24 protein-coding genes are annotated in these 23,202 nt (G+C 71.3%); 12 read left to right on the top strand and 12 right to left on the bottom strand.

The genetic code is table 11. The features are described 5' to 3' along the window. The first annotated feature begins 2 nt into the window (after positions 1-2). Positions 3-326: a hypothetical protein gene (locus ACQP2X_RS08220; RefSeq protein WP_498695467.1), complete on the top strand. Its 324-nt coding sequence runs from the start codon at positions 3-5 to the stop codon at positions 324-326. On the opposite strand, the gene ACQP2X_RS08215 is transcribed toward ACQP2X_RS08220, so the two are convergent. Next, a complete protein-coding gene (locus ACQP2X_RS08215) occupies positions 323-2,095 on the bottom strand; it encodes a bifunctional metallophosphatase/5'-nucleotidase (RefSeq protein ID WP_498695465.1) in 1,773 nt (590 codons plus the stop codon). The two genes, ACQP2X_RS08220 and ACQP2X_RS08215, sit on opposite strands and share 4 nt — an antisense overlap. 63 nt (positions 2,096-2,158) lie before the next feature. Further along, the gene (gene argS, locus ACQP2X_RS08210; RefSeq protein WP_498695464.1) at positions 2,159-3,772 is read right to left on the bottom strand and encodes an arginine--tRNA ligase; all 1,614 of its coding nucleotides are present in this window, start codon (positions 3,770-3,772) and stop codon (positions 2,159-2,161) included. 218 nt (positions 3,773-3,990) lie between these two features. Here argS and dhaL point away from each other — a divergent pair, with 218 nt between their 5' ends. The 3 genes from dhaL (at position 3,991) to ACQP2X_RS08195 (ending at position 6,930) form a co-directional block, all read left to right on the top strand. Then, on the top strand, positions 3,991-5,679 hold the full coding sequence (dhaL, locus tag ACQP2X_RS08205) for a dihydroxyacetone kinase subunit DhaL (RefSeq protein WP_498695463.1): 1,689 nt from the start codon (positions 3,991-3,993) through the stop codon (positions 5,677-5,679). Positions 5,680-5,919: 240 nt separating this feature from the next. Further along, complete coding sequence (locus ACQP2X_RS08200) at positions 5,920-6,378, top strand: protein-tyrosine phosphatase family protein (RefSeq protein WP_498700857.1); 459 nt, start codon at positions 5,920-5,922, stop codon at positions 6,376-6,378. 51 nt (positions 6,379-6,429) lie between these two features. Continuing rightward, positions 6,430-6,930, top strand: a complete 501-nt coding sequence (locus ACQP2X_RS08195; protein ID WP_498695461.1) for an SRPBCC family protein — start codon at positions 6,430-6,432, stop codon at positions 6,928-6,930. Here ACQP2X_RS08195 and ACQP2X_RS08190 read toward each other — a convergent pair. From ACQP2X_RS08190 to ACQP2X_RS08170, 5 genes are read right to left on the bottom strand one after another with little or no spacing between them, the layout of a single operon-like run. After that, complete coding sequence (locus tag ACQP2X_RS08190; RefSeq protein ID WP_498695460.1) at positions 6,919-7,725, bottom strand: class I SAM-dependent methyltransferase; 807 nt, start codon at positions 7,723-7,725, stop codon at positions 6,919-6,921. The two genes, ACQP2X_RS08195 and ACQP2X_RS08190, sit on opposite strands and share 12 nt — an antisense overlap. A gap of 10 nt (positions 7,726-7,735) precedes the next feature. Beyond that, a complete protein-coding gene (locus tag ACQP2X_RS08185) occupies positions 7,736-10,594 on the bottom strand; it encodes a helix-turn-helix transcriptional regulator (RefSeq protein WP_498695458.1) in 2,859 nt (952 codons plus the stop codon). A gap of 39 nt (positions 10,595-10,633) precedes the next feature. Continuing rightward, positions 10,634-11,188: a flavoprotein gene (locus tag ACQP2X_RS08180; protein WP_498695456.1), complete on the bottom strand. Its 555-nt coding sequence runs from the start codon at positions 11,186-11,188 to the stop codon at positions 10,634-10,636. Positions 11,189-11,191: 3 nt separating this feature from the next. Further along, positions 11,192-11,509 carry a hypothetical protein gene (locus tag ACQP2X_RS08175; protein ID WP_498695455.1) on the bottom strand — a complete coding sequence of 106 codons (318 nt, stop codon included), beginning with the start codon at positions 11,507-11,509 and terminating at the stop codon, positions 11,192-11,194. Beyond that, positions 11,506-12,693, bottom strand: a complete 1,188-nt coding sequence (locus tag ACQP2X_RS08170) for a type 2 periplasmic-binding domain-containing protein (RefSeq protein WP_498695454.1) — start codon at positions 12,691-12,693, stop codon at positions 11,506-11,508. The genes ACQP2X_RS08175 and ACQP2X_RS08170 overlap by 4 nt, the downstream gene beginning before the upstream one ends. A gap of 142 nt (positions 12,694-12,835) precedes the next feature. Between ACQP2X_RS08170 and ACQP2X_RS08165 the strand changes: the two genes are divergently transcribed. Continuing rightward, positions 12,836-13,381 carry a hypothetical protein gene (locus tag ACQP2X_RS08165; RefSeq protein ID WP_498695453.1) on the top strand — a complete coding sequence of 182 codons (546 nt, stop codon included), beginning with the start codon at positions 12,836-12,838 and terminating at the stop codon, positions 13,379-13,381. 43 nt (positions 13,382-13,424) lie between these two features. Here ACQP2X_RS08165 and ACQP2X_RS08160 read toward each other — a convergent pair whose 3' ends face one another. Continuing rightward, the gene (locus ACQP2X_RS08160; protein ID WP_498695451.1) at positions 13,425-13,658 is read right to left on the bottom strand and encodes a TM2 domain-containing protein; all 234 of its coding nucleotides are present in this window, start codon (positions 13,656-13,658) and stop codon (positions 13,425-13,427) included. Between the two features lie 80 nt (positions 13,659-13,738). Between ACQP2X_RS08160 and ACQP2X_RS08155 the strand changes: the two genes are divergently transcribed. After that, positions 13,739-14,677: a nucleoside hydrolase gene (locus ACQP2X_RS08155; RefSeq protein WP_498695449.1), complete on the top strand. Its 939-nt coding sequence runs from the start codon at positions 13,739-13,741 to the stop codon at positions 14,675-14,677. Here ACQP2X_RS08155 and ACQP2X_RS08150 read toward each other — a convergent pair. Genes ACQP2X_RS08150 through ACQP2X_RS08140 form a run of 3 tightly spaced genes read right to left on the bottom strand, consistent with a single transcriptional unit; the run spans position 14,665 to position 16,068 of the window. Then, positions 14,665-15,072, bottom strand: a complete 408-nt coding sequence (locus ACQP2X_RS08150) for a VOC family protein (protein ID WP_498695448.1) — start codon at positions 15,070-15,072, stop codon at positions 14,665-14,667. The two genes, ACQP2X_RS08155 and ACQP2X_RS08150, sit on opposite strands and share 13 nt — an antisense overlap. A 4-nt stretch (positions 15,073-15,076) precedes the next feature. After that, the gene (locus ACQP2X_RS08145; protein WP_498695446.1) at positions 15,077-15,610 is read right to left on the bottom strand and encodes a GlxA family transcriptional regulator; all 534 of its coding nucleotides are present in this window, start codon (positions 15,608-15,610) and stop codon (positions 15,077-15,079) included. Then, entirely contained in the window at positions 15,607-16,068 is a 462-nt protein-coding gene (locus ACQP2X_RS08140; RefSeq protein WP_498695445.1) for an AraC family transcriptional regulator, read from the bottom strand. Before ACQP2X_RS08140 ends, ACQP2X_RS08145 begins: the two co-directional genes overlap by 4 nt. A 176-nt stretch (positions 16,069-16,244) precedes the next feature. Between ACQP2X_RS08140 and ACQP2X_RS08135 the strand changes: the two genes are divergently transcribed. From ACQP2X_RS08135 to ACQP2X_RS08110, 6 genes are all read left to right on the top strand, one after another. Continuing rightward, positions 16,245-17,102: an NADP-dependent oxidoreductase gene (locus ACQP2X_RS08135; protein WP_498695444.1), complete on the top strand. Its 858-nt coding sequence runs from the start codon at positions 16,245-16,247 to the stop codon at positions 17,100-17,102. Between the two features lie 91 nt (positions 17,103-17,193). Further along, a complete protein-coding gene (locus tag ACQP2X_RS08130) occupies positions 17,194-17,541 on the top strand; it encodes a GntR family transcriptional regulator (RefSeq protein WP_498695443.1) in 348 nt (115 codons plus the stop codon). Continuing rightward, positions 17,541-18,002 (top strand): hypothetical protein, encoded by a 462-nt coding sequence (locus tag ACQP2X_RS08125; RefSeq protein ID WP_498695441.1) that lies wholly within the window; start codon positions 17,541-17,543, stop codon positions 18,000-18,002. The genes ACQP2X_RS08130 and ACQP2X_RS08125 overlap by 1 nt, the downstream gene beginning before the upstream one ends. A gap of 118 nt (positions 18,003-18,120) precedes the next feature. After that, positions 18,121-18,471, top strand: a complete 351-nt coding sequence (locus ACQP2X_RS08120; RefSeq protein ID WP_498695440.1) for a YciI family protein — start codon at positions 18,121-18,123, stop codon at positions 18,469-18,471. Position 18,472: 1 nt separating this feature from the next. Further along, entirely contained in the window at positions 18,473-19,711 is a 1,239-nt protein-coding gene (locus ACQP2X_RS08115; RefSeq protein WP_498695439.1) for an RNA polymerase sigma factor, read from the top strand. 48 nt (positions 19,712-19,759) lie between these two features. Next, complete coding sequence (locus ACQP2X_RS08110; RefSeq protein ID WP_498695438.1) at positions 19,760-20,833, top strand: SGNH/GDSL hydrolase family protein; 1,074 nt, start codon at positions 19,760-19,762, stop codon at positions 20,831-20,833. A gap of 54 nt (positions 20,834-20,887) precedes the next feature. Here the strand turns inward: ACQP2X_RS08110 and ACQP2X_RS08105 are convergent, their stop codons facing one another. Beyond that, positions 20,888-23,083 carry a pectate lyase-like domain-containing protein gene (locus ACQP2X_RS08105; RefSeq protein ID WP_498700855.1) on the bottom strand — a complete coding sequence of 732 codons (2,196 nt, stop codon included), beginning with the start codon at positions 23,081-23,083 and terminating at the stop codon, positions 20,888-20,890. Between the last annotated feature and the right edge of the window lie 119 nt (positions 23,084-23,202).

Genomic DNA, 23,202 nt, shown 5'->3' with positions numbered 1-23,202 from the left:
ACATGACCTATCCGACGGCACCGCCCTGGGCCATCCCGCCGTCGCGCCCGGAGGCGGCCGAGGCTGAGCCCTGGTCCCCTCCCGGCCGGCTCCTGGTGGCGTACCCCGAAGAGATGGACCCGACCGCCCGGCCGCAGGCGCCCTCCTGGCTGCCGGTGATCCTCTGGACCCTGCTCGGCGTTCTGCCGGGGGTCGTCTCGGCGACGCGCCGGGCCCGGGAGGCCCGGCGCGGGCGCCATGAGGGTTACCCCTATTGGATCGTGTTCGGCGCGACCGTCCTGACGACGGCCGCGCTGATCATCGCCCTCCTGGAGAAAGCGATCTAGAAGACGACCGGTACGCCCTCGCGGACCAGCTGCCAGTTCTTGACGAAGAAGTCGGCCGGGTCGATGGCGCCCTTGGCCTGGGCCCAGTCGATGAGCAGCTGGCGGATCTCCTGCTGCGCGTTGTAGACCTGCGTCTTCACGATGCCGGGGAAGTTGCCGCCGCCGGAGCGCCGGTAGTTGTTCACCGCCACCACGAAGCGCGCGGCCGGATCGACGTCGGCCCCGGCGATCTGCAGGCGGGTGATCCGCGAGCCCACCGGCTTGCTGATGTCGATGTCGTAGTCGACGCCGGAGAACACGTCGTAGTTGTAGTCCGGAATCGCCGGGTCGCTGATCGCGGCCGGGTCCACCGGCGCGCCCGGCGCCAGCGTCACGAAGAACTTCGCCGAATATTCCAGGTACGCCTTCACCTCGGCACCGGTCAGCACGACGGCCTCGAGGGTGTTGTCGTAGATGTAGAGCCCGGCCACATCCTTGATCTTGACCGAGCCCTGGGGGAACACCGCGGTGCGGCTGAACGGCGCGGCGATCGACAGCACCGGCAGGCTCGCGTACTCGGTGCCGGCCAGGGCCGCGGTCACCGTGTCGGTCTGCACCTTGTTGATGTAGTCGAGGATCGGGGTGTCCTCGTACCGCGAGGTGGCGGCCGAGAGCTCCTCGGTCGACTGGGCCACGACCTGGTTGACGTACGCCACGGTCTTGGTGTGTTGTGCCTTGACCGCGGCCAGGACCTTGGGGTCGGCCTCGACCATGTTGGTGTTGAGAGTGACCGCCGCCTTGGTCGTGATCCGCCAGCGGCCCTTCTCGCGCACCAGGTCGAAATCCATCTTCGTGAGGCGCTGGCCCCACTTCGAGGGCTCCGACAGCAGCACCTGCTGCCCGGTCCTCGTGTTGGTCACGAAGCGCTGCGCGACCTCCTGGTGGGCGTGGCCGAACAGGATCGCGTCGATGCCCGGCACGTTCTGCGCGATCAGCGCGGACGGGTTCTCGTTCGGGATCTCCGGGCCGTAGCTCGACAGGCCGCTGTCGCCGCCGTGCGCCGAGATCAGCACGATGTCGGCGCCGCGGGCCCGCATGACCGGGACCCACTTGGCCGCTGTGCTCACCATGTCGAGGAAGGTCAGCTTGCCCTCGACGTTGCCCTTGTCCCAGATCGCCACGCCCGGGTTGGTGAGGCCGAGGATGCCCACGCGCAGGGTCGGCGCGTGCCTGCCCAGAGAGACCTTCTTGATGATGTACGGCGTGAAGGCCGGCCGTCCCGTCCTGACGCTCACCGCGTTCGCGGCCAGGGCCGGGAACCCGAGCTGGCGGATCCACAGGTTCAGCAGCGGAAGGCCGTAGTTGAACTCGTGGTTGCCCAGCGTGATGGCGTCGTAGTGGAGCACGTTCATGGCCCGGGCCATCGGGTGCTTCTCACCGGTCGTGGTGATCGGCTCCTGCTTGGCGTAGTACGTGGCCAGCGGCGTGCCCTGGATGGTGTCGCCGGCGTCGAGCACCAGCGTGGCGCCCTTGGCCTGTTGGCGCAGCTTGGTCACCAGGGCCGCGAGCTTGGCGACACCGACGTCGTTGTGCGCGCTGTCGTCGTACTCGGCGTCCTTGTAGTAGTCCCAGTTGTAGACGTTGCCGTGCGTGTCCGATGTGCCCAGCACCGTCAGGTGATAGGTCTCCGGGCCGTTCTTCGGATGCGCCTGCGCCGCGTCGGAGAGGACGAGCGGGGTCGCCACCGTCGCCGCCGAGGCGGCCAGCACGGTGCGCCGCGAGAGGGTCATGTCAGGGCCTTTCAGGTCTTGAACCTAACCAACGCACACTAACCGTCTTCGATAACCCCGTGATCACATGACGTCCGGCACCTGGATCCCCAGCAGATCGAGTCCGAGGGTCAGCGTCCGGCCGGTCCGCTCGGCCAGGGTCAGCCGGCTCGCCCGGACGTCGCCTTCGGACCGCAGGATCGGGCACTTCTCGTAGAAGGCGGTGAAGGCGACGGCCAGGTCGTGCAGATAGGTGGCCAGCCGGTGCGGCTCCCGCAGGTTCGTCGCGGCCAGGACCGCCGGCTCGAAGCCGAGCAGCGCCAGGGCCAGCCGCCGCTCGGCCGGGTCGGTGATCCGGACGGGACCGGAGGCGGTGGTCGCCCGGTAGAGGACGGACCGGATCCGGGCGACCGCGTACTGGAGGTAGGGGCCGGTGTTGCCGGTGGCGGCGAGCATCCGGTCCCAGTCGAAGACGTAGTCGCCGTGCCGGTCGCCGGCCAGGTCGGCGTACTTGACGGCGCCGATGCCGATGGCCGGGCTGGTGGCCCGGTCGACGGCCTCGTCGAGCAGGTCGCTGAGCTTGATCGTGTCACCGGCCCGGGTCTTGAGCATCTTGCCGTCCGGGCCCAGGATCGATCCGAAGCCGACGTGCTCCACCGCCGCCCCGTCCAGCCAGCCGGCCGCCCGGGCCACCGCGAAGACCATCCGGAAATGCTGCTGTTGTGGAGTGCCCACGACGTACAGAAGCCTGGTGGCCTTGAGCTCTTGCACCCGGAACCGTAAGGCGGCGAGATCGGTGGCGGCGTATCCGAAGCCGCCGTCGCTCTTGCGCACGATCAGCGGAAGCGGCTCACCGTCCCGTCCGGTCTCGCCGGGCGGGAACGCGCAGAGGGCGCCCTCGCTCTCGACCAGCAGACCCTTGGCGGTGAGCTCGTCCACGACGCCGGCCAGCAGGGGCTGATAGAAGCTCTCGCCGGTGAAGTCGTCCCGGGCCAGCCCGATGCCGAGCCGGGCGTAGGAGTCCATGAACGACAGCTCGGACTGCGCGACCAGCCGCTCCCACAGCGCCCGTGAGGTGGGGTCGCCGCTCTGGAGGGCGACGACCCGCAGCCGGGCCCGGGTCCGGAAGTCGCCGTCGCCGTCGAACCGGGCCCGGGCCCGCCGATAGAACTCGGTGAGGTCCCCGATCGTCGCCGAGTCATGGTCATTCCCGGCCATGTATTCGATCAGCATGCCGAACTGGGTGCCCCAGTCACCGAGATGGTTGACCCGGACCACGTCGTGGCCGGTGGCTTCGAGGAGCCGGGCCAGCGCGTCCCCGATGATGGTCGACCGCAGGTGACCGACGTGCAGCTCCTTGGCCACGTTGGGCCCGGAGTAATCGATCACGATCCGTTCGGGGGCGGCGGTCTGCGGGAGGTGTGGCTCTTCTCCGCTCAGTACCCTGGCGTCGAGCGTGATGTTGAGAAAGCCCGGCCCCGACAGCTCCACTGTGGCCAGACCGGACAGGTCCACTTTTTTCGCGACATCAGCGGCAATAACCCTCGGCGTCGTGCCGAGTTCCTTGGCCAGGCCGAGAGCGGCCCCTGACTGGAAGTCGGCGTGCTGCGACGCCCGCACCAGCGGATCGACCGGCCGCCCGGCTACAGCTTCGAAGGCAACGGCGAGCCGCCCGGCGAGAAGAGCTTCAACGTTCATGACCAGACCCATCGTCATCAGGCGAAGACGGGTCGACCGGTCTCGGTGAAGCGATCCGGCGGGCTCGACCCGCCGGAAGGAACGCAGAGATCAGCGGCGATCGTCAGAACGCCGGCGTCGCTCACTGAAGGTCTGCATGGCCGCCACTGTAGCCGACACCCACTCCCGGTCACCGGCAATTTCTGCGGGACCGCGGTGTGGGCGGCAAGATGTGAAGCGTGAAGAAGCTCATCAACGACCCCGCGGTCGTGGTTGCCGAAGCCCTGGATGGACTCACCCGGACGGCGGCGCCGGTGGCGCGGCTGGGCGGGTCGAACACTGCGGTCCGCGCCGACGTCGGTGAGCTGCGGAGCGCTGGGCAGGTGGCGGTGATCTCCGGTGGTGGGGCGGGGCACGAGCCGGCCCACGCGGGATACGTCGGCGCCGGCATGCTCACCGCGGCCGTGTCGGGTGAGGTCTTCACGTCGCCTTCGGTCGATGCCGTGCTCGAGGCGATCCGGGCCGTGGGCTCGCCCGGCGGGGTGCTGCTGATCGTCAAGAACTACACCGGGGACCGGCTCAACTTCGGGCTCGCGGCCGAACTGACACGGGCCGAGGGGATCGAGACGGCGATCGTCGTGGTCGCCGACGATGTGGCGCTGACCTCGGCCGGCGGGGCCGGGCGCCGCGGCATCGCCGGGACGGTGCTGGTGCACAAGGTGGCGGGTGCGGCCGCCGCGGCCGGGCTTCCGCTGGCCGAGGTGGCGGCGCGGGCCCGGCGGGTGGCCGACACGGTCGGGACCATGGGTGTGGCGTTGAGCGCCTGCACCGTTCCCGCCGCCGGGCAGCCCGGGTTCCTGCTCGACGAGGACGAGGTGGAGTGGGGGCTGGGCATTCACGGCGAGCCGGGGGTGGAGCGAGGAGCGCTTCTTCCCGTACGCAAGACGGTCGCGCGCCTGGCGCAAGCGATCCTCGACGATCGCCGCGTCGAGTCCGGCGCCCGGGTGGCGGTGCTGGTCAACGGATTGGGCGCCACCCCGCCGATGGAGTTGTCCATCATGGCCGACGCCGCCGTCCGTGATCTGACCGAGCGCGGGATGCTGGTCGAGCGACTCTGGGCCGGCAACTTCCTGACCGCCCTCGACATGGCCGGCGCCTCGCTGAGCATCCTGCCGGTCGACGACGACCTGCTCGCCCTGCTGGACGCGCCCACATCCGCGCCGGCCTGGCCCGGCGTGACCTCACGGCCCGGCCCGTCGGCGATCCCGGCGCCACCCGCCGCCGAGACCCCGGCCGGCGAGCTGGGCGTGACCGATCCGCTACGCCGGGCGCTGGAGGCCGTGGCCGAGACGCTGATCTCGGCCCGCGACGAGCTGACCGACCTCGACCGCGAGGTGGGCGACGGCGACCTCGGCATCAGCCTGGCCCGGGGCGCGGCCGCCCTCCTGGCCGAGTGCCCCGGATATCCGGGCGCCGACGGCCCGGGCGCGGTGCTGCGCGCCGCGTCGGCGACGGTCCGCCGCTCGGTGGGAGGAACTTCGGGTCCGCTGTACGCCGTTTTGCTGCTCCGAGCCGCGTCAGCACTCCCCGGCTCGCCCTCCCCCGCCGACTGGGCGACGGCCTTCCGCGCGGGGGTGGCCGGCGTCCGCGAGGTGGGCGACGCGGCCGTCGGTGACCGCACCATGGTCGACGCCCTCCAGCCGGCGGCCGACGCCTTCGCCGAAAGTCTGGAGGCCGGCAACAGTTGGCCGGCCGCCCTGGAGTCCGCGGTCGAGGCGGCCAAGGTCGGCGCCACCGCGACGGCCGAGGTCCGAGCCCGCCTGGGCCGCTCCAGCTATCTGGGCGACCGGGTCCTGGGCCACCCCGACCCGGGCGCGGTGGCAGTCTGGAGTTGGCTCGCCGCCCTCGCCGCAGCCTTGCGCCCCTGAACCACTGCCCGCGCTGCCCGCACCGCCCGCACTGCCCGCACTGCCCGCGTCGACCGCCGAGACGCTGCGATCATGTGACGGCGAGCCGCACCGGATGGGCATCCGGCCCGACGTGCTCGACCCGTCAACCAGGTGCGCGAGCGCGCGGACGAACCGGCGGGCGAGCAAGCAGGCGGGCGGGCAGACTGCCGGGCGGGCAGCAAGCCAGACTGGCGGGTGGCGATGGAGGAAACGGTGGGGATGGCCGTGGAGCGGCAACTGTGGCGGGCCGGTGACGTGGGAGTGTTGCGGCTGCCCAGCGGGCGGCTCGTGCGCGGGCGTGGGCTTCGGGAAGCCATGCCGTCGGGGCATCCGCCGACGTTCGGGGTCTATCTGCTCGGTGAGGCGCCGCCCGAATTCGGGTGGGAGAGCCGGTGGATCCGGTGGCCTGATTTTCGGCTGCCGGCTGATCGGGCGTACGCGGAAACGGTCTTGATCGAAGCTCTCGACCGCAGCGGACGGGACCGGGTGGAGATCGCCTGTGGCGGTGGGCGCGGGCGCACCGGAACCGCTCTGGCCTGGCTCGCCGTGCTCGACGGGGTGCCGGCGGCCGAGGCCGTCGCCTTTGTGCGGGAGGGCTACCACCGGCGGGCCGTCGAGACGCCGTGGCAGAAGAGGTTCGTCGCACAGCTGAGGCACGGGGCAAACCCAGGGCGATGATCAGAAGCGGCCATTACGCTGGAGCCGCACGCCGAGGCCCTGGGGGGTTTGATGATCGTCGTGGAGCGCACCTTGGCCGTGACCGCCGCCGCCGGTCCGGTGCTCGGCTATCTGACCGATTTCGGTAACACCGCGGCCTGGGATCCGGCCGTGCGGAGCACCACCCGGCAGGACGCCGGGCCGATCCGGCCCGGCGCGAGCTGGCTACAGGTCTGCCGGATCCTCGGGCTCACCACCGAGATGGTCTACACGCTTGTCGCCTCGGAGCCCGGCCGTCTGCTCTTCCACGGGCGCAACGAGGGCGCCACCTGCACCGATGCGGTCGCCGTGCGGCCGTTGGCGGCGGGCGCCGAGGTGACGTACCGCGTGGAGCTCGAGATGCACGGCCTGGCCAAGCTGGCCACACCGCTGATGCGTGTCGAGTTCGAGAAGTTCGGCACGGCCAGCGCCGCGGCGCTGACCGGTGCCCTCAACGCGCTGGCCGGCATGCGGACGGCCGAGGTGCAGTTTCCGCCGGCGCCGTCCACAGTGCTCGGCGAGCTACCTACGTAGGGCCACGACCTCCAGATAGGTCGACGGGATCTTGCAGGTGCCGTCGGTGGCCGTGTTCGATCGGCCGGCCAGGGCGACCAGGTCGTCGTAGAGCGGCTTGCCGCCGTCCGGGCCGAGCGCCTCGAACGCCTTGACCGTCGGGCCGTACACCTGCCGGAAGTAGTCGGTGAAGGCCTCCGGCGAGGCGAAGCGGAACACGAACGTCCGCACGGTCGCGGTCACCTCGGCCCGGTCGCCGAACAGTTCGCGCACCCGCGCCTCGCTGCCCCATTCGACGGGACCGCGGATGCCGGGCGGCGGCGGGACCCGCCGTCCGACGGTGCGGAACATCTCGCCGATGAAACCGTCGGGCGTCCAGTTGGCCATGGCGATCGTCCCGCCCGGACGGCACACCCGGGTCAGCTCGGCCGCGACCTTCTCCTGGTCGGGGGCGAACATCGCACCGACCACGGAGAACACCGCGTCGAAGCGCGCGTCCGGATAGGGCAGGTTCTCGGCGTCGGCGACCTCGGTGGCGATCGGCAGGTGCTCGGCCGCCGCCCGCTCCCGGGCCCGGTCGAGCAGCGCGCCCACGTAGTCGGTGGCGAGCACGTCGGCCCCGCAGCGCGCGGCCGCGATCGACGCGTTGCCCGTCCCGGCCGCCACATCGAGCACGCGGGCACCGGCCGACAGGTCGGCGGCCTGCACGGTCGCCTCGGCCATCGGATGGATCAGGGCCGCCACCGCGCCGTAGTCGCCGCTGGCCCAGGTCTTCTGCTGTTTGGCTTTGATTCCTTCGAGTACGAGTTCCGTCATGCCTTCGACGCTAGGAACTGCGCCGGCCGGGCACATGGGGAGAGCTCCCTATGTTGAGCGCCCGGGCCGCGGCGGCCGCTTTACCCCGTGAGCTCACGCCGAGTTTGGCCAGCACCGCGGACACGTGGTGGTCGACGGTCTTGGCCGAGACGGTCAGGCGGGCGGCGATGTCGGCGTTGCTCAGCCCTTCGGCCAGCAGCACGAGCACCTCCTGTTGCCGCGCGGTCAGACCGGTGCCGGCGTCGGACGGCCGCCGGGGACCGCGAGGGACCGGCAGCCCACGCTCGCGCAGGCCGGCACGCAGCACCCGGGCGCGGGCGGCCGCACCGAGCCGGTCGAAGATCCGCAGTGCTTCGGTCACCGCGGTTTCGTCACCGTGGGCGAGGGCTTCGCCTTGGGCGTACGGACAGTCACGCTCACGCCAATACGCGGCGGCACCACGCCAGTCACCCCCGATGATCAGCCGGAACGGTGTCGCGGCCTGAACTCCGGCGCCGGCCCCGCGCGCGGCCGCCCCGCCCTCGCCCACCGCACCGTCGATCACCGCACCGTTGAAGGGCGCCGCGCCGTCGAAGGGCGCCGCGCCGTCGGAGAGCGCCGCGTCGTCGGAGAGCGCCGCACCGTTGAAGGGCGCCGCACCGTCGGAGAGCGCCGCACCGTCGGAGAGCGCCGCACCGTCGAAGGGCGCCGCGCCGCAGCGCCACAACCAGAACGACAGCTCGCCGATGAACCACCTCTGGCCGAACCGCTCGGCCACGGCCAGGCCCTTCTTGGCCTCGATGGCGGCCCGCTCGAAATCGCCGGCCAGCCAGTGCGCCTCGGCCAGGGCGATCGCGGCCGGGCACAGGAACTGGGCCTCGCCGGTCGGATAGCCGTGGTCGGCCGCCGTCTGGGCGTCGTCGAGCGCGCCCGGCTCACCGCGCCGCGCCTTGACCACCGCCCGGACGACCATCGCCGGCACCACCGCGCCGCCGGGCTGCGGCGGCCCGTCCAGAGCCTGCTCGGCGTCGTGCAGCGCCGCGTCCCAGTCGCCCCGGGCCAAGTGCAGGCGGGCGCGGTGACCGAGCAGATGGCGCACATAACCGTCGAGGTCGCGCGAGACCAGGAACGGGATGATCCGCTCCAGGGTCTCCTCGGCGATCGTCAGCTCGTAGCCGTCGACGGCGAAGCTGGCCAGGTTGACCAGCGCCCGCCCCGCGTGGTCGTCCAGGCCGGCGGCCAGGGCCAGCTCGTGCGCGCGCCGCAGTTCGGCGACGCCCTCGAGGTCACCGGAGAGGGTCTTGGCCGAGCCGATGTTGACCAGCGCGTGCACCTCGGTGTCGAGGTCGCCGAGGCGCCGGGCCAGCTCGGTGGCGCGCACACCCCAGCCGATCGCCCGCTCGACGTCGTGGCGGAGCATGAACAACTGCGAGAGATTGCTGTACGCCGCGGCCAGCTCCGGCCCGGCCGGCTGCGCCTCGAGGACCTCGACCGCCCGGAACCCGGCGTCGCGAGCCTCCCCCGGCTGTCCCAGCCACCAGCTCAACCGCGAGATCCAGCGCAGGTTCTCCCCCACCCGCACCTCGTCCCCCAGCCCGGTGCGCAGGGCCAGCGCCTCGCGCCGGGCGTCGAGCGCCTCGGGGGTGAGCCCACCGTGATAAGCCGCCACGGAGTATTCCTCCAGCAGCGCCGCCCGCTGGGCCGCCGCGGAGCCCGGCGCCCGCACCGCCGTCCGCGTCTCGGAAGCTGGCGCCCGCGTCTCGGAAGCTGGCGCCTGCGTGTCGGGCGCGGCGGGCATCAGCGGAAGGGCCTGCTGAAAGTGCGCGGCCGCCTGCCGATAGGCGCCCAGCGAAGCGGCCCGCCGCGCGGCGATCGGGGCCCAGTGCAGCACGGCCGCCGTGTCGCCCGCGTGGTGGGCGTGGTGGACCATCCGGGCCGGCTCGACGCTGGCCCGGCCCGCGTGGCCGGCCAGGATCTGGGCGTGCAGGGCGGCCCGGCGCACCGGGGAGAGCGACTCCTCCACCGCCCGCCGCAGCAGCTCGTGCCGAAAGGCCACGCCCGGGCCCCGGGCCGTGAGGACGCCGCGGTCGAGGCACTCCTCGACCGCCGTCAGCCGGTCGACGACGAAGCCCGCCTGCGACGGCACCACCGACACCAGGTGGGCCACCTCGCGCGCCTCCGGGGAGAGGGCGGAGACGCGGGACAGGACCAAATCTCGTACGGTCGGCGGCACCCCGGGCGCCGGGGCGGCCAGCACCTCGGTCACGAGCAGCGGATTGCCGCCCGTCACGTCGTACACCTCCGAAGCCTGACGCCCCGCCCGCCGCGCCAGCTCACCGACCGCCTCCGGGGTGAGCGGCGGCAGATCGATCCGCCGGACCAGGCCCCGCGGCAGTCCGGCCAGGACGGAGCGCAGCCGGTGGCCGGTGCCGATCTCCTCTTCCCGGTACGTGATCAGCAGCAGCGCCCGGCACAGCGCGAGCCGCCGGCCCAGGAACACGACCATGTCGAGCGTGGCCTCGTCGGCCCAGTGCAGATCTTCCAGGACCACGACCGGGCGGGCCGCCTGCGGCGGGCGGTCGAGCGCCTCGAGCAGCAGGTCGAACACCTCGGACCGGGCGCCCGCGGTGATCCGCTCGCGCAGGGCGCCGCCGAGGCGGCGGGCGATGTCGTGCAGGGGGCCGAGCGCGCGCGGGGTGAGCAGCGGGTCGCACGCGCCCCACAGAGTCTGCGCCCGGGGCCCGGCGGCCTCGGCGAACGCGGCGGCCAGGGTGGATTTGCCGGCTCCGGCCTCGCCGCTGACCACGGCGACGCGCCCGCCGGCGGCGGACTCCGCGAGCAGGCGGTCCAGCGCGGCGAGCTCGCCCGAGCGCTCGAGCAGGTCCGTCACGGCCTCAGGCTAGGCGTGACCTGGGGCCGGGCCTAGCGGCTATATGACAGGAGTGGTGTGGCGGTCGACGGTGTTCAGGCCGAAGACGTCCTCGACCAGGTCGAGGGCTTTGATCCAGGGGAAGTCGGCCTTGACGCCCGGAACCCAGCCGTCGACCGGGCCGAACAGCACGCGGACACCCTCGGCGCGCAGCTCGTCGAGGGAGCGGCGGAAGGGGCGGCGGGCGGCCAGCGCCTCGTTCACCGCGGGCACCACGACGGTGGGGACGCCGCGGCCGATCACATCGGCCACCGAGCTCAGGGCGTACGTGTCGGCTATGCCCAGGGCGAGCTTGTTGATGGTGTTGAAGGTCGCGGGGGCCACGATCAGCGCGTCAGCCGGCGGCGAGATCCTGGTGCCGTCGGGCGCGAACTTGTACGTGGTGCGCACCGGTTTGCCGCTGACCCGGGCGACCTGGGCCGGGTCGATGAACTCGAGCGCGTTCTGTGTCGCCGTGACGTCGACCGACCAGCCGCGCCCCATCGCCGTCTCGATCAGGCCGAGCACACCAGCGGCCGCCGATCCGCCGCAAACCACCACCCGTAAGTCACCCATAGCTTACGATTCTGTCGGATGATCGGGATCCTCGGGCTTTTTATCGGCTTTCGTGTTGTAGGACCGGTAGGCGAGCCAGAGAGCACCGACCGCGGCCACCGCGGCGGCCACACTGGACAGTTGGTCGGCCAGGCTGGTGCCGAGCGCCGCCACGAAGACGACGACGGTGAGCACCACCAGCAGCACCAGCAGCGCGGTGCGCCACCAGCCCGGCGGTGACAGGCCGGGTACCTTCTTGCGGACCAGGTGGATGCCGGTCTCGATCAGGACGATGGCGGCGGTCACCACGATGCAGATCTGCCACGCCTCGATACCGGTCATCGCAGCTTCCCCTGGATGTCGGTGATGAACTGCTGGGTGAGCTGCTCGCCGTCGTACAGAAATCTGTGCATGTGCCCGGCGAACGTCTCGGCGAACGCCGCGTAGTTGTGGTGCATCGGCCGCGGCCGCGACGACTCCACCCCGTTCCGGATGACCTTGAGGTGCGGCATCGTCTCGGTCACAACCGGGTCGATGTACGCGTCGAGGCCGGTGGGCGCGAAGCCGTACTTGGCCAATAGCAGCTGGGCGTGGGCGTCGGTGAGGAAGTGGATGGCCTCGACGGCCTCGTCCTGGTGGTCGCTGTCGGCCGAGACGGCGAGGCTCTGCCCGCCGATGACGCCGATCGGCAGGCGGCCCAGGCGGATCTCGTCGGTGGTCGGCTTGGCGCGCTCGGCCCGGTCGATGGCCGGGTAGTAGACCGGCCAGTTGCGCATGTAGCGCAGGCCGTTGCGCTGGTAGGTGCGGTTCGTGTCGTCCTCGCCGGCCTCGGCGCCGACCCGGCGGCCCCGGATGGCGGCAGCCAGCGGGCCGAGCGCCGAACGCCACTGGCCGAGGCTGAAGGACAGCTGCCCGGTCTCGTCGAGGATCGCCTCGTCCTGCGCCAGCGCGTGCTCGAGCACGTTCACCAGGAAGGCCTCGTCGGTCTGGGAGCCGACGGTGTCGAGCTGGCCGACGAAGCTGCGCGAGCTGGACGACATGACCTGGGCCAGCGTCGGGTCGGGGCCGGCCTCGGCCTTGTCGGCGACCCGCCGGTAGAGCACGCCGACGTCGGTGTTGAACGGGACCGCCCAGAAGTCGTCGGTGTCCTGGCGGACGCTCAGCCTCCGCACCGGCGCCAGCAACGAGATGTCGTTGCGCGGGGTGATCGGCACGATCCGCTTCTCGTTCGCGAACTTGGGGATGTGGATGACGTCGAGGTTGAAGATGTCGGCGTTGCTGGAGATGAACTTCTCGTACTGGTCCCGGGTCGAGCTGTTGATCTCAATTGCTTCGATCTTGATGTACGGGCTGAGGTCGTTCCACATCTGCACCAGCAGCCGTCGCCCGCCCGTGCTGTCGACGCCGGTGACCAGCGTCAGCTTGACCTCCTCACGACGGGTCAACAGGTAGCTGGCCGAGGCCGACACCATGCCGGCCGTGAGCGCCCCGGCCAGGAACGACCGTCGTGAGTAGAGCTCCGTCATCCGCGCCTCCGTTCGCGCTTACCGACGGTACTCGATGGATGTCGATCTCGTGATCCCGGTCACTCGCCGAGCCTCAGGAGCAACACCGGCCTCGTCTGCCGACACGCACCCGCGAGCCCGGCATCGCGCCTAGGCTGGGGGCATGCACGCGGTCGTCGACGTGGGCAGCCAGTTGAACCCGGACATCAGCTGGCCGGAAGGCGCTGCCCTGTCCATGTTCGCCGGCGAGCCGGTCCAGCTGATGCTCTTCCTGAGCCATCCGCACGAGCTCGAGATCCAGGCCGTCTCGACGCCGCCGACCCAGTTCGCGTGGGTCGACGGCGAGCAGGCGGGCCTGTTGCTCTACCGCCTGGGGCCGCTGCTGACGTGGTCGTTCACGGCCTACAGCCCCCACCTGTTCGATCCGGCCGACGGGCTGCCGGGCGTCGACGCCGACCCGCTCGTGCAGATCGTGCTGGTCGACTGCGACACCAACATCGTCAAGGCCCTGCACACGGTCCGCTGGCCCGACGACTTCGCGGCCGCCGTCCGCGCCTCGGTCGTGAAGATGCGGGAGACCCCGTTCCACCAGATCGCGTACGACCACGCCCTGGCCGCCCTGCACCGCAAGTACCCCACACCGGAAGACCTGATCGTCGACCGAGCCGAGGCCAGCTGCACAGCCACCCCGCTGACCGACGGCGAATAGACGAACGACCCGGGCGATCCGCCCGGGCCGTTCGTGAGGATGGTCAGCGCGCGAGGGCGAGGCCCTGCTTGTCGGAGAACTTGCCGACGGCGATCATGATGAAGTCGATCAGGGTCCAGATGCCGAAGCCGCCGACGGTGATCAGCATGAGGATGCCGGTGCCGATCTTGCCGACGTAGAAGCGGTGGACGCCGAGCGTACCGACGAAGAAGCAGAGCAGCAGCGTGGCGATCCAGGACTTGGAGCCCGTGGCCGCGGCGGTCTGAGTGGCGGTCATATCGCTATGTCTCCTCTGTGGAGGGTATGCATCAAAATCGATGCACGATAGCGGATGCCTGGGCAACTATCATCACCAGGGTGGATATCCCGGTGATCGTCGACTGCGACCCCGGTCACGACGACGCGCTGGCCCTGCTGCTGGCCGCCGGCGACCCCCGGCTCCGGCTCCTCGGCGTCACCACCGTGGCCGGCAACCAGACCCTCGACAAGACGACGCGGAACGCGTTGCGGATCCTCGCCCTGGCCGGCGTCACCGGCGTCCCGGTGGCCGCCGGCTGTGACCGGCCGCTGGTCGGCGACCTTGTGGTGGCCGACGACATCCACGGCGTCTCCGGCCTCGACGGGCCCGACCTCGACGGGCCGGTCGCCGAGGCCGAGCCGGTGCACGCGGTCGAGCTGACGCGGCGCCTGATAGCCGGGTCGGCCGAGCCGGTCACCCTGATCGCCACCGGGCCGCTGACCAACGTGGCGCTGCTGCTCCGCCTGCACCCCGAGGTGGTGCCGGGTCTGCGCCGGATCGTCTTCATGGGTGGTTCGACCGAGCGGGGCAACACCACCCCGTACGGCGAATTCAACATCGTCACCGATCCCGAGGCGGCCGACATCGTGCTGCGCTCGGGCGTGCCGGCCACGATGATCGGCCTCAACGTCACCCATCAGGCGCTGGCCACCGACGAGATCATCGCCGAGTTCCGTGGGATGGGCGGCCGGGTGGGCGCGGTCTGCGCCGAGCTGATGACGTTCTTCGCGGGCACGTACCGCCAGGTCTTCGGTTTCGACCATCCGCCGGTGCACGATCCGATCGCCGTCGCGGCCGTCGCCGACCCTTCGATCCTCCGCACGGTCTCCGTGCCCGTCGCCGTCGAGCTGGACGGGACGTACACCCGCGGAGCGACAGCAGTTGATCTTCATAACCGCAGCGGCCGTACGCCCGGCGCGGAAGTCGCCGTCGGCCTGGATGTTCCCGCCTTCTGGCGGATGCTGATGGCGGCCGTGGCCCGCGATCAGCCCTGCTGAAGGATCCGGACGGCGTTGCCGGACGGGTCGCGCAGGCCCATGTCGGTGCCGTAGAAGTGGGTGGCCGGCTCCTGGGTGAAGTCGGTGAAGCCGCGGGCCTTCAACGAGTCGTACAACCCCTGAACGTCATCGGTGTTGAGGACGAGACCGTTGAGGGCGCCCTTGGCGAGCAGCTCACGGAGTTGCTGGGCCGTCGCCTCGTCGTGCAGGGGCGCGCCGGGCTGCTCCAGCGAGATCTCGGTGCCCTCGCCGCCGGGCACGCGGACGGTCAGCCAGCGGTAGTCGCCCTGCTGGACGTCGTTGCCTTTCTCGAGCCCGAGCATGCCGACGTAGAACTCCAGCGCCTCGCCCTTGTCGTGGACGAACAGGGTGGTGACGTTCAGCTTCGTAATCATGTCCTCAGGCTAGAGAAGCCGGACCGGCGGCGGCTTCTTCAAATGTGCTCACTTCCTCGTCCTTCTTCGTCGTCCGGAAGCGGCGCTGATAAGCGGCGGGGCTGATCGAGAGCGTCCGGGCGAAGACGCGGCGCATGCTCTCGTAGCTGGGGAAGCCGGCCTGGGCGGCGGCCTGTGTCGCGGTGTGGCCCTGGTCGAGCAGCGCCCGGGCCAGGTCGAACCGGACGGCCTCCACGTAGCGGGCCGGCGTCGTGGACAGCTCGTCGCGGAAGACGCGGGTGAGCTGCCGGGTGCTGAGGTTGAGGTGCTTCGCGAGCGCCCCGAGCGAGTGATCGCCGCCCGGGTCGGCGGTGACCAGATCGGTGATCGTGCGGAGAGCCGGCGAACGGGGCGCCGGTCCCCGCAACGGCGCCGAGAACTGCGACTGCCCGCCGGCCCGCTGCATGTAGACCACCAGCATGCGGGCGACGTCGCGGGCCATGCCGGGCCCGTGGTCCTCCTCGACCAGGGCCAGCGCCAGGTCGATGCCGGCCGTCACCCGGCCGACGTGTAGGTGGCGCCGTCCCGGACGTAGATGGCGTCGGGCTCGACACGGCACGCCGGATGGCGGGCGGCCAGCTTGTCGGTGACCTTCCAGTGGGTGGTGGCGCGCTTGCCGTCGAGGAGCCCGGCCGCGGCCAGGATGAACGCGCCGGTGCAGATCGACGCGACCCGTTTCGCCCGGGGAACACCGACCGCCGCCACCAGCGCGGGCGGGACCGGTGTGCGCGGAAAGAGATCGGAGCCGGGCACCAGCAACGTGCCGGCGGGCCCGTCGGGAGCGCCGTCGACCGCCACCCGGAACCCGAGGTTCGACACGACGTCGGCGCCGTCCGGCGACACGAGCGAGATCTGGTAGCCGGCGCCGAACCGGTTCGCCTCCTTGAACACCTCGGCCGGACCGGCGACGTCCAGCAACGTCACGCCGTCGTAGGCGAGGACCACGACCCGATGCACCGTCCCTTGGTAGCACAGGGCCGTCCGGATTTGAGGGGTTCCCGGCCGGACGGAGGCGGCGCCGCGCACCGCCCGGCGAGCAGCATGAAGTCATGCCAGAAGTCATCGCGGGGCCGGCGGCCCCCGGCGCACGACAACCGTCGAGCGCGTCCTCAACTCACCCTGGCCGAGCTGACATGCGAGCTATCACCGCACACGACCGCGAATCGGGCCTCTCGCTGACCGAGATGCCGTATCCGTACGCCGCCGAGAACGACGTCATCGTCCGCGTCCACGCGGCGGGCTACACCCCCGGCGAGCTTGACTGGCCGGCGACGTTCAAGGACCGCGCCGGCCGCGACCGGGCGCCGAGCATCCCCGGGCACGACCTGTCCGGCGTGGTGGCCGAGCTCGGGCCCGGCACCACCGGCCTGACCGTGGGCCAGCGGGTGTTCGGCCTGACCGACTGGGCCCGCAACGGCACCCTGGCCGAATACACCGCGGTCGAGGCCCGCAACCTGGCCCCGCTCCCGGCCGGCGTCGACCACACGGTGGCGGCCGCGCTGCCCATCTCGGGCCTGACCGCGTGGCAGGGCCTGTTCGACCACGGCCACCTGCGAACCGGCCAGACGGTCCTGATCCACGGCGCGGCCGGCAGTGTCGGCTCGGTCGCCGTCCAGCTGGCCCACGAGGCCGGCGCCCGGGTGATCGCCACGGGACGTCCCGCCCACCGCGACGTGGCGCTCGGCTTCGGCGCGGACACGTTCCTGGAAACGGCCGCCCTGGAGCAGGCGGGCGAGGTGGACGTGGTTCTCGACGTGCTCGGCGGTGACGTCCTGGCCCGCTCGGCTCCCTTGGTACGCCCGGGCGGCACGCTGGTCACGATCGCCGAACCCTTCCCCGGAGCCGTCTTCTTCATCGTCGAGCCCGACCGAGCCCGCCTGGCCGACCTGGCCGAACGCGTCCGCACGGGCCGGCTGACCCCGCTCGTCGGCGCCGTGCAGCCACTCGACGCGTTCACGGGCCGCGTCCGGGGCGTCGTGAAGGTGGTCTGACACCACCAGCGAGTCAGCGGGATGGAGCGCTTGTGGCCGCCTCATTTTGCCCTGGCGCCACACCCTCGATGGTGCTAATAATACTAGCACCATGAGATGGACAGTTGATCATTCATCGCGGGAGCCGCTGTCGTCCCAGATCGAGGCGTGCGTTCGCCGGGGTGTGGCTTCGGGCGAGCTCGCGGTCGGCGAGCAGCTGCCGCCGGCGGCCGAGCTGGCCGGGGCGCTGTCCGTCGACCGCAACACGGTGCTGGCCGCGTACCGGCGGCTGCGGGACGACGGTGTGCTCGAGTTCCGCCGGGGCCGCGGGGCGCGGGTCGCCTCGGCCGTCACCGAGCCGCCGCCGGTGACCGAGGCGGCCCAGGAGCTCGTGGCCGTGGCCCGCCGGCACGGGCTCGGACGGCAGGACCTGCTTCGCCTCATCGAAAGGCTGACGTGATGAACCGATACTCGATCTACACCGGCCGGCTGGCCAACTGGCCCCTGGTGACGGCCATCGGCGTCGCCCTGCTGGCGCCCCTGCTGCTCCTCGGTGGCCTGTCGCGGGGCGGCTGGCTCGACCCGGCGGGTCCCGCGCTCCCGGCCGCGGTCCTGCTCGTCGTCGTCCTGACCGGGTTGAGCGTCCGGACGGCGGCCGGGCCCAACGGCGTCTCGGTCCGCTGCGGTGTCGCCGGATGGCCGCGCCGCACCTATCGCCTGGACGAGATCGAGCGGGCCGAGGTGATCGACCTGCCGTCCTCGCTGTGGCGCCTGCCCCTCGGCTTCTGGTGGACACCGCGCGACACCTACTACGCGGTCCGCACCGGCCCGGCCCTGCGGCTGACCCTGCGCAGCGGCCGGCGCGTCTTCATCACCGTGCCCGACCCGCACGCCGCGCTGACGATCCTGCGCGAGGCCTGACGGCACACAGCGCGGCGTCCTCGTTCGGCACGTCAGAATTTCTCGGACGGACTGTCGATTACGCCGGGCCCGATCGTCGTCATGGTGGAAAGCAGCCATCCGACGTGAGGGGATCATCATGCGCTACCTGTTGCTGATCTACAGCGAGGAGACCACCGCCGCGCCCGATCCGGTCGAGGCCGAGAAGGTGATGAACGAGTACTGGGCGTACACCAGCGCGATCAACGAGGCCGGGGCCAGCCAGGGCGGTGAGGCCCTGCAGGACAGCACGACGGCCACCACGGTGCGCGTCAAGGACGGCGGTGAGCGCGTCGTCACCGACGGGCCGTTCGCCGAGACGCGGGAGGTGCTGGGCGGCTACTACCTGATCGACGTGCCCGACCTGGACGCGGCGATCGAGTGGGCGGCGAAGTGCCCCGGCGCCCGGCACGGGTCGGTCGAAGTACGCCCGATCATGGAATTCTCCTGAGATGGCCGCCGCGGGTACGGCGGTCGAGGCGGTCTTCCGCGAAGAGTGGGGACGTCTGCTGGCCACGCTCGTCCGTACCCTCGGCGACCTCGACCTGGCCGAGGAGGTCGCCGCGGACGCCATCGCCGCCGCGTTGCAGCGGTGGCCCCGCGACGGCGTGCCGAACCGCCCGGCGGCGTGGCTGCTGACCACGGCCCGCCACCGGGCGGTCGACCTGCTGCGCCGGGACAAGGTGCTCGCGGCCAAGCTGGCCCTGCTGCGGGTGGAGGCGGAGCGGTACGAGCCGCCGCCACCTGAGTCGGCCGGCCCGGACGAGCTGCCGGACGAACGGCTGCACCTCTTCTTCACCTGCTGCCACCCGGCGCTGGCGATCGAGGCGCAGACCGCGCTGACGCTCAACTGCCTGGGCGGGCTCACCACGCCGGAGGTCGCCCGCGCCTTCCTCACCCCGAACGCCACGATGGCCCAGCGCCTGGTCCGCGCCAAACGCAAGATCCGCGAGGCCCGGATCCCGTTCCGCGTGCCCCGGGCCGACGAGCTGCCGTCCCGCCTTCCCGCGGTGCTCCGGGTGATCTATCTGATTTTCACCGAGGGGTACGCCGCCACGAGCGGCCCGGCGCTCACCAGGCCCGAACTGGCCGACGAGGCGGTACGGCTGGCCCGGATCCTGCACCGCCTCATGCCCCGGCAGCGCGAGGTGACCGGCCTGCTCGCCCTCATGCTCCTGGTCGACGCCCGTCGCGACGCCCGGGTGGACACGCGGGGCGACCTGGTGCTGCTCGACGACCAGGACCGCTCCCGCTGGGACACCACCAAGATCGAAGAAGGCCGCCGGCTCGTGGTCGAGGCGCTGACCGGCGGCCGGCCCGGCCCGTACGCGTTGCAGGCCGCGATAGCCGCGGTGCACGACGAGGCGGCGACGGTGGCGACCACCGACTGGCCGCAGATCGTCGCCCTGTACGACGTGCTCCGCACCGTGGCGCCCTCACCGCTGGTCGAACTCAACCGGGCGGTGGCCGTGGCCATGGTCGACGGGCCGGCGGCCGGGCTCGCCCTGCTCGACGCGCTGACCGCGGACCGCCGCCTGGCCGGATATCACCTGCTGCCCGCGGCCCGGGGCGACCTGCTGCGCCGGCTGGGCCGTTCCGCGGAGGCCGTGGAGGCGTACCACCAAGCCCTGGCCCTGGCCGGAAACGGCCCGGAACGCACATTCCTGGCCCGCCGCCTCGCTACGCTCTAGCACCCGCGCCGCACCCACCGGGCGCCCGAGCCGGCCGATGCGTTGATCGTGATCATCCGCGCCTTTGCCGCCGCCCTGCTGGCCGCCACGCTGTTCGCGCCCGCACCCGCCGCCGCCGCCGCGACGGCGCCGGTCAAGGTGATGCCGCTGGGCGACTCGATCACGTGGGGCAGCGGCTCCGCGGACTCCCGGGTGGGCAACCGAACCGGCGCTCCCACGGCCAGCGGCTACCGCGCCGACCTGGGGAACCGCCTGGCCGCCGCGGGCATCGACGTCGACTTCGTCGGCTCCCAGCAGGCCGGCCCAGCGGGCACGGACCGCGACAACGAGGGCCACCCCGGCTGGCGCGTCGACCAGATCGCCGCGAATGTCGGAACGTGGCTGGCCACCTACGAGCCGGAAGTGATCCTGCTGCACATCGGCACCAACGACATGGCCCAGAACAGGAGCGTCGGCGCCACCGCGGCCGGGCTGTCCGCGCTGATCGACCAGATCCGGGACGCCCGCCCGGACGCCGACATCTTCGTGCAGCAGCTGGTGCAGGGTCACATCGAGCCGTACAAGAGCCGGATCGCCGCCTACAACAGGACGATCCCCGGCATCGTGGCCGGCAAGGACGCCAAGGTCCACCTGGTCGACCAGTCGTCGATCGGCGGCCTGTCCCTGTTCGACAACCTGCACCCCAACGACCACGGCTACGCCAAGATGGCCTACAACCTCTACCGCGCCATGACCGGCGACAACAGCGGCGTCGACCCGTACGAGGCAACGACCGCCACGCTGTGCTTCCGAATCAACAAGACAGTGGCCGGCAAGAAGACCTGGCACGCCGAGTGCAGCCCCTGGACCCTGCGCTCCGTTTGGCAGCGCCCTGACATCGCGGCCGAGCACTACCTGGTTTACGTCAAGCCGCACTACACCACCAGAGCGGTCACCAAGAAGGCCAGGGTCTGGGTCAAAGGCCGGTACGGCAAGAACCGCGCATGGGTGAAGGCCCACTACGAGACCCGCAACGTCACCAGGACCGTCAGGGTCCTCGTGGCGGCGCACTACGAAACCCGCACCCGCCTCGTCCCGACATGGCTGTCCGATGACCCGTACCTCACCAACGCCGGCCGATAGCGGCCACCAGTGCCAGTCGCACTGGTGGCCGCCGCCTTTACGTTGCCCTTCGGGTCAGGGGTAGGCCACCACCTGGCGCGGTGTGGTGTTGCCGGCCGGGTTGGGGACGGCGCCGCCGGTGTCGTTGACGACGTTGGCGATGGTGCCGACGTCGCCCAGGGAGACGGTCAGGATGCTGCGGAGACGTACGCCGGAACGGTTTGGCACCTCGAACGCGCGGTCCACCCGGACGCTCGGGTTGACGTTGAAGTAGGCGTACGAGCCGCCGCCCCAGAGTTCGTGGTCGGTGACGGTGTCGGCGACCTTGTAGGCGGCATAGCCGTTGCCCCGGGGGCCGATCCAGGCCGCCTGGTTCGGTACGTCGTACGGCTTCTCGTTCTGGAAGAAGATCGTACGTCCGCGGTTGCCGTTCCAGATCACCTCGTACTTCTGGTAGTGCTCGACGAACAGGCCCGTCGCCAGGACGTCGTCGCCGTTCACGATCAGGCCGGTGTCGCCGGTGTTCACCGTCCAGCCGGTGGGTGCGCCGCCGTGGTCGGCCCGCCAGGCCCAGATGTGGTCGATGAGCGTGTCGTCGCTGTGCACGGCGAGGGTGGTGGTGGCCTTGCCCTGGACGCTGCTGCCGATGCGGAAGAAGACGTCCTGGAGGCTGATCGGGTTGGCCGAGTGGTCGGTGTGGACACCGGCCCGGCCGACGCTCATCAACGTCGGGCTGTTCGTCGTTCCGGCGTCGAAGGTCAGGCCGCTGACCTTGACCCCGTCGACGTCGGCGATGTTCAGCGCCTCGACCCCGTTGCTCGGGATCAGGGTCGGATAGCCGATGCCGGTCACCACGGTGTTCGGGCGGGTGACCCGGATGGTCTCGCTCAGGGCGTACGTGCCGGGGGTGAAGAACAGGTTCAGGCCCTGTGCGAGAGCGGAGTTGATGCGGGCGGCGCTGTCACCGGGCTTGGCGACGTAGAACTCCCGCATCGGAATCGAGGTGCCGGCGGTGTTCGGCCAGCTGGCGCCGGCGGAGTTGCGCCGCAGGGCGGGCACGAAGACGCGGTAGAGGCCGGCGCTGTCGACGTACAGGAAAGGCTTCTCCCGGGTGACGGGAGTGGTGGCCAGCGTGGTGTGCGGCGGGTTCGGGAAGGCGTTGGCCGGTGCGCCCTGCACGCCGGAGAAGACCATGTTCCAGACGCCGCCGTCCCAGCGCGCGATCCGGCTGTCGCGGGTGTACCACTGCTGCTGCGAACCCGAGGAGACGACGCCGTCGACCACGGAGTCGGCCAGGTAGCCGCCACTGGAGTAGCCCTGCCCGTTGTCCTGGTTGGAGGGCGCCAAGGTCAGGTTGCCCTTGATGTGCACACGGCGCATCGGGGCGGCCTGGGAGACGGCCCACCGGTTGGTGCCGCCCTCGGGCACGATGGACAGGTTCTCCATGCTGCGCCAGAAGTTCTGGGTCGCGTTCTTCTCGTCGCCGTAGTTCCATCCGGAGTCGACGTTGACCGCGCCGTTGATCGTCACGTCGTCGGGGTTGAGACCGAGGCCGGCGACCGTCGTGTAGAAGCCGACGTTGGCCCACACCCGCCCGTACGTGCCGGGCTTGAAGAGGAACACGTGACGCTGGGTGCCGAACTGCGCGGTCGGGCTGCGCAGCTGCGCGTTGAACGCCGTGTCCACCGCCGACTGGATGGTCGAAGCCGGCGTGGACGGGTCGAAGATCCGTACGTTGGCGCCGAAGTCGGGGGTGTCGGAGGTCGGAAGTGCCGGCCCGGTGGGGGTCGGCGTGGTCGGGCTGACGCTGGTGCCGAAGACTTGGAACTCCCAGAGCGAATAGCCGTACGGTGTGGCCCGGGTGGTGCCGTTCATCCGCACGTACCGGCCGCTGCCGGAGACGTTCAAGGTCTGCTCGCCGGCCTTGCCCGCCGTGGCCGGCGAGATGGTGGTCCAGCTGGTGCCGTTCGGCGAGGTCTGGATGGTGAAGGACGAGGCGTACGCCGCCTCCCAGTTCAGGACGACACGGCTGATCGTCTGGGTGCTGCCGAGGTCGACCTGCAACCACTGCGGATCGGCGAAGGTGCTGGACCAGCGGGTGCCGGCGTTGCCGTCGACGGCGGCCGAGGCGGGATAGGCGGCACTCTCGACGGACGAGGCGGTGGCCGGCTTGCCCTGCGACAGCGGAACCTCGGCGGCGCTGGCATTACCGGCAACGGTGACGACGGTGAGGCCTAGTGCGCCGGCGACGATCGCGCTCAACGCGACCATTCCGCGGCGTCGGCGTGGCGGTGGGGATGTCATGAGCCTGCTTTCTCTGGGCGGGGAACGCCGTACGTCCGTTGGGGACAGACGAACGGCGAAGGGGAGAGAGCGCTTTCCGGAGTTTT

It is taken from the genome of Actinoplanes sp. CA-131856 (assembly GCF_050956135.1).
Classification (GTDB): Bacteria; Actinomycetota; Actinomycetes; order Mycobacteriales; family Micromonosporaceae; genus Actinoplanes.
This window is presented reverse-complemented; position numbering and strand designations above follow the sequence as displayed.

Coding starts and splice junctions, on each gene's coding strand:
- ACQP2X_RS08220 (WP_498695467.1), top strand. CDS start 3: ATGACCTATCCGACGGCACCGCCCTGGGCCATCCCGCCGTCGCGCCCG.
- ACQP2X_RS08215 (WP_498695465.1), bottom strand. CDS start 2,095: ATGACCCTCTCGCGGCGCACCGTGCTGGCCGCCTCGGCGGCGACGGTG.
- argS (WP_498695464.1), bottom strand. CDS start 3,772: ATGAACGTTGAAGCTCTTCTCGCCGGGCGGCTCGCCGTTGCCTTCGAA.
- ACQP2X_RS08200 (WP_498700857.1), top strand. CDS start 5,920: ATGGCCGTGGAGCGGCAACTGTGGCGGGCCGGTGACGTGGGAGTGTTG.
- ACQP2X_RS08195 (WP_498695461.1), top strand. CDS start 6,430: ATGATCGTCGTGGAGCGCACCTTGGCCGTGACCGCCGCCGCCGGTCCG.
- ACQP2X_RS08190 (WP_498695460.1), bottom strand. CDS start 7,725: ATGACGGAACTCGTACTCGAAGGAATCAAAGCCAAACAGCAGAAGACC.
- ACQP2X_RS08180 (WP_498695456.1), bottom strand. CDS start 11,188: ATGGGTGACTTACGGGTGGTGGTTTGCGGCGGATCGGCGGCCGCTGGT.
- ACQP2X_RS08175 (WP_498695455.1), bottom strand. CDS start 11,509: ATGACCGGTATCGAGGCGTGGCAGATCTGCATCGTGGTGACCGCCGCC.
- ACQP2X_RS08170 (WP_498695454.1), bottom strand. CDS start 12,693: ATGACGGAGCTCTACTCACGACGGTCGTTCCTGGCCGGGGCGCTCACG.
- ACQP2X_RS08165 (WP_498695453.1), top strand. CDS start 12,836: ATGCACGCGGTCGTCGACGTGGGCAGCCAGTTGAACCCGGACATCAGC.
- ACQP2X_RS08160 (WP_498695451.1), bottom strand. CDS start 13,658: ATGACCGCCACTCAGACCGCCGCGGCCACGGGCTCCAAGTCCTGGATC.
- ACQP2X_RS08150 (WP_498695448.1), bottom strand. CDS start 15,072: ATGATTACGAAGCTGAACGTCACCACCCTGTTCGTCCACGACAAGGGC.
- ACQP2X_RS08135 (WP_498695444.1), top strand. CDS start 16,245: ATGCGAGCTATCACCGCACACGACCGCGAATCGGGCCTCTCGCTGACC.
- ACQP2X_RS08130 (WP_498695443.1), top strand. CDS start 17,194: ATGAGATGGACAGTTGATCATTCATCGCGGGAGCCGCTGTCGTCCCAG.
- ACQP2X_RS08125 (WP_498695441.1), top strand. CDS start 17,541: ATGAACCGATACTCGATCTACACCGGCCGGCTGGCCAACTGGCCCCTG.
- ACQP2X_RS08120 (WP_498695440.1), top strand. CDS start 18,121: ATGCGCTACCTGTTGCTGATCTACAGCGAGGAGACCACCGCCGCGCCC.
- ACQP2X_RS08115 (WP_498695439.1), top strand. CDS start 18,473: ATGGCCGCCGCGGGTACGGCGGTCGAGGCGGTCTTCCGCGAAGAGTGG.
- ACQP2X_RS08105 (WP_498700855.1), bottom strand. CDS start 23,083: ATGGTCGCGTTGAGCGCGATCGTCGCCGGCGCACTAGGCCTCACCGTC.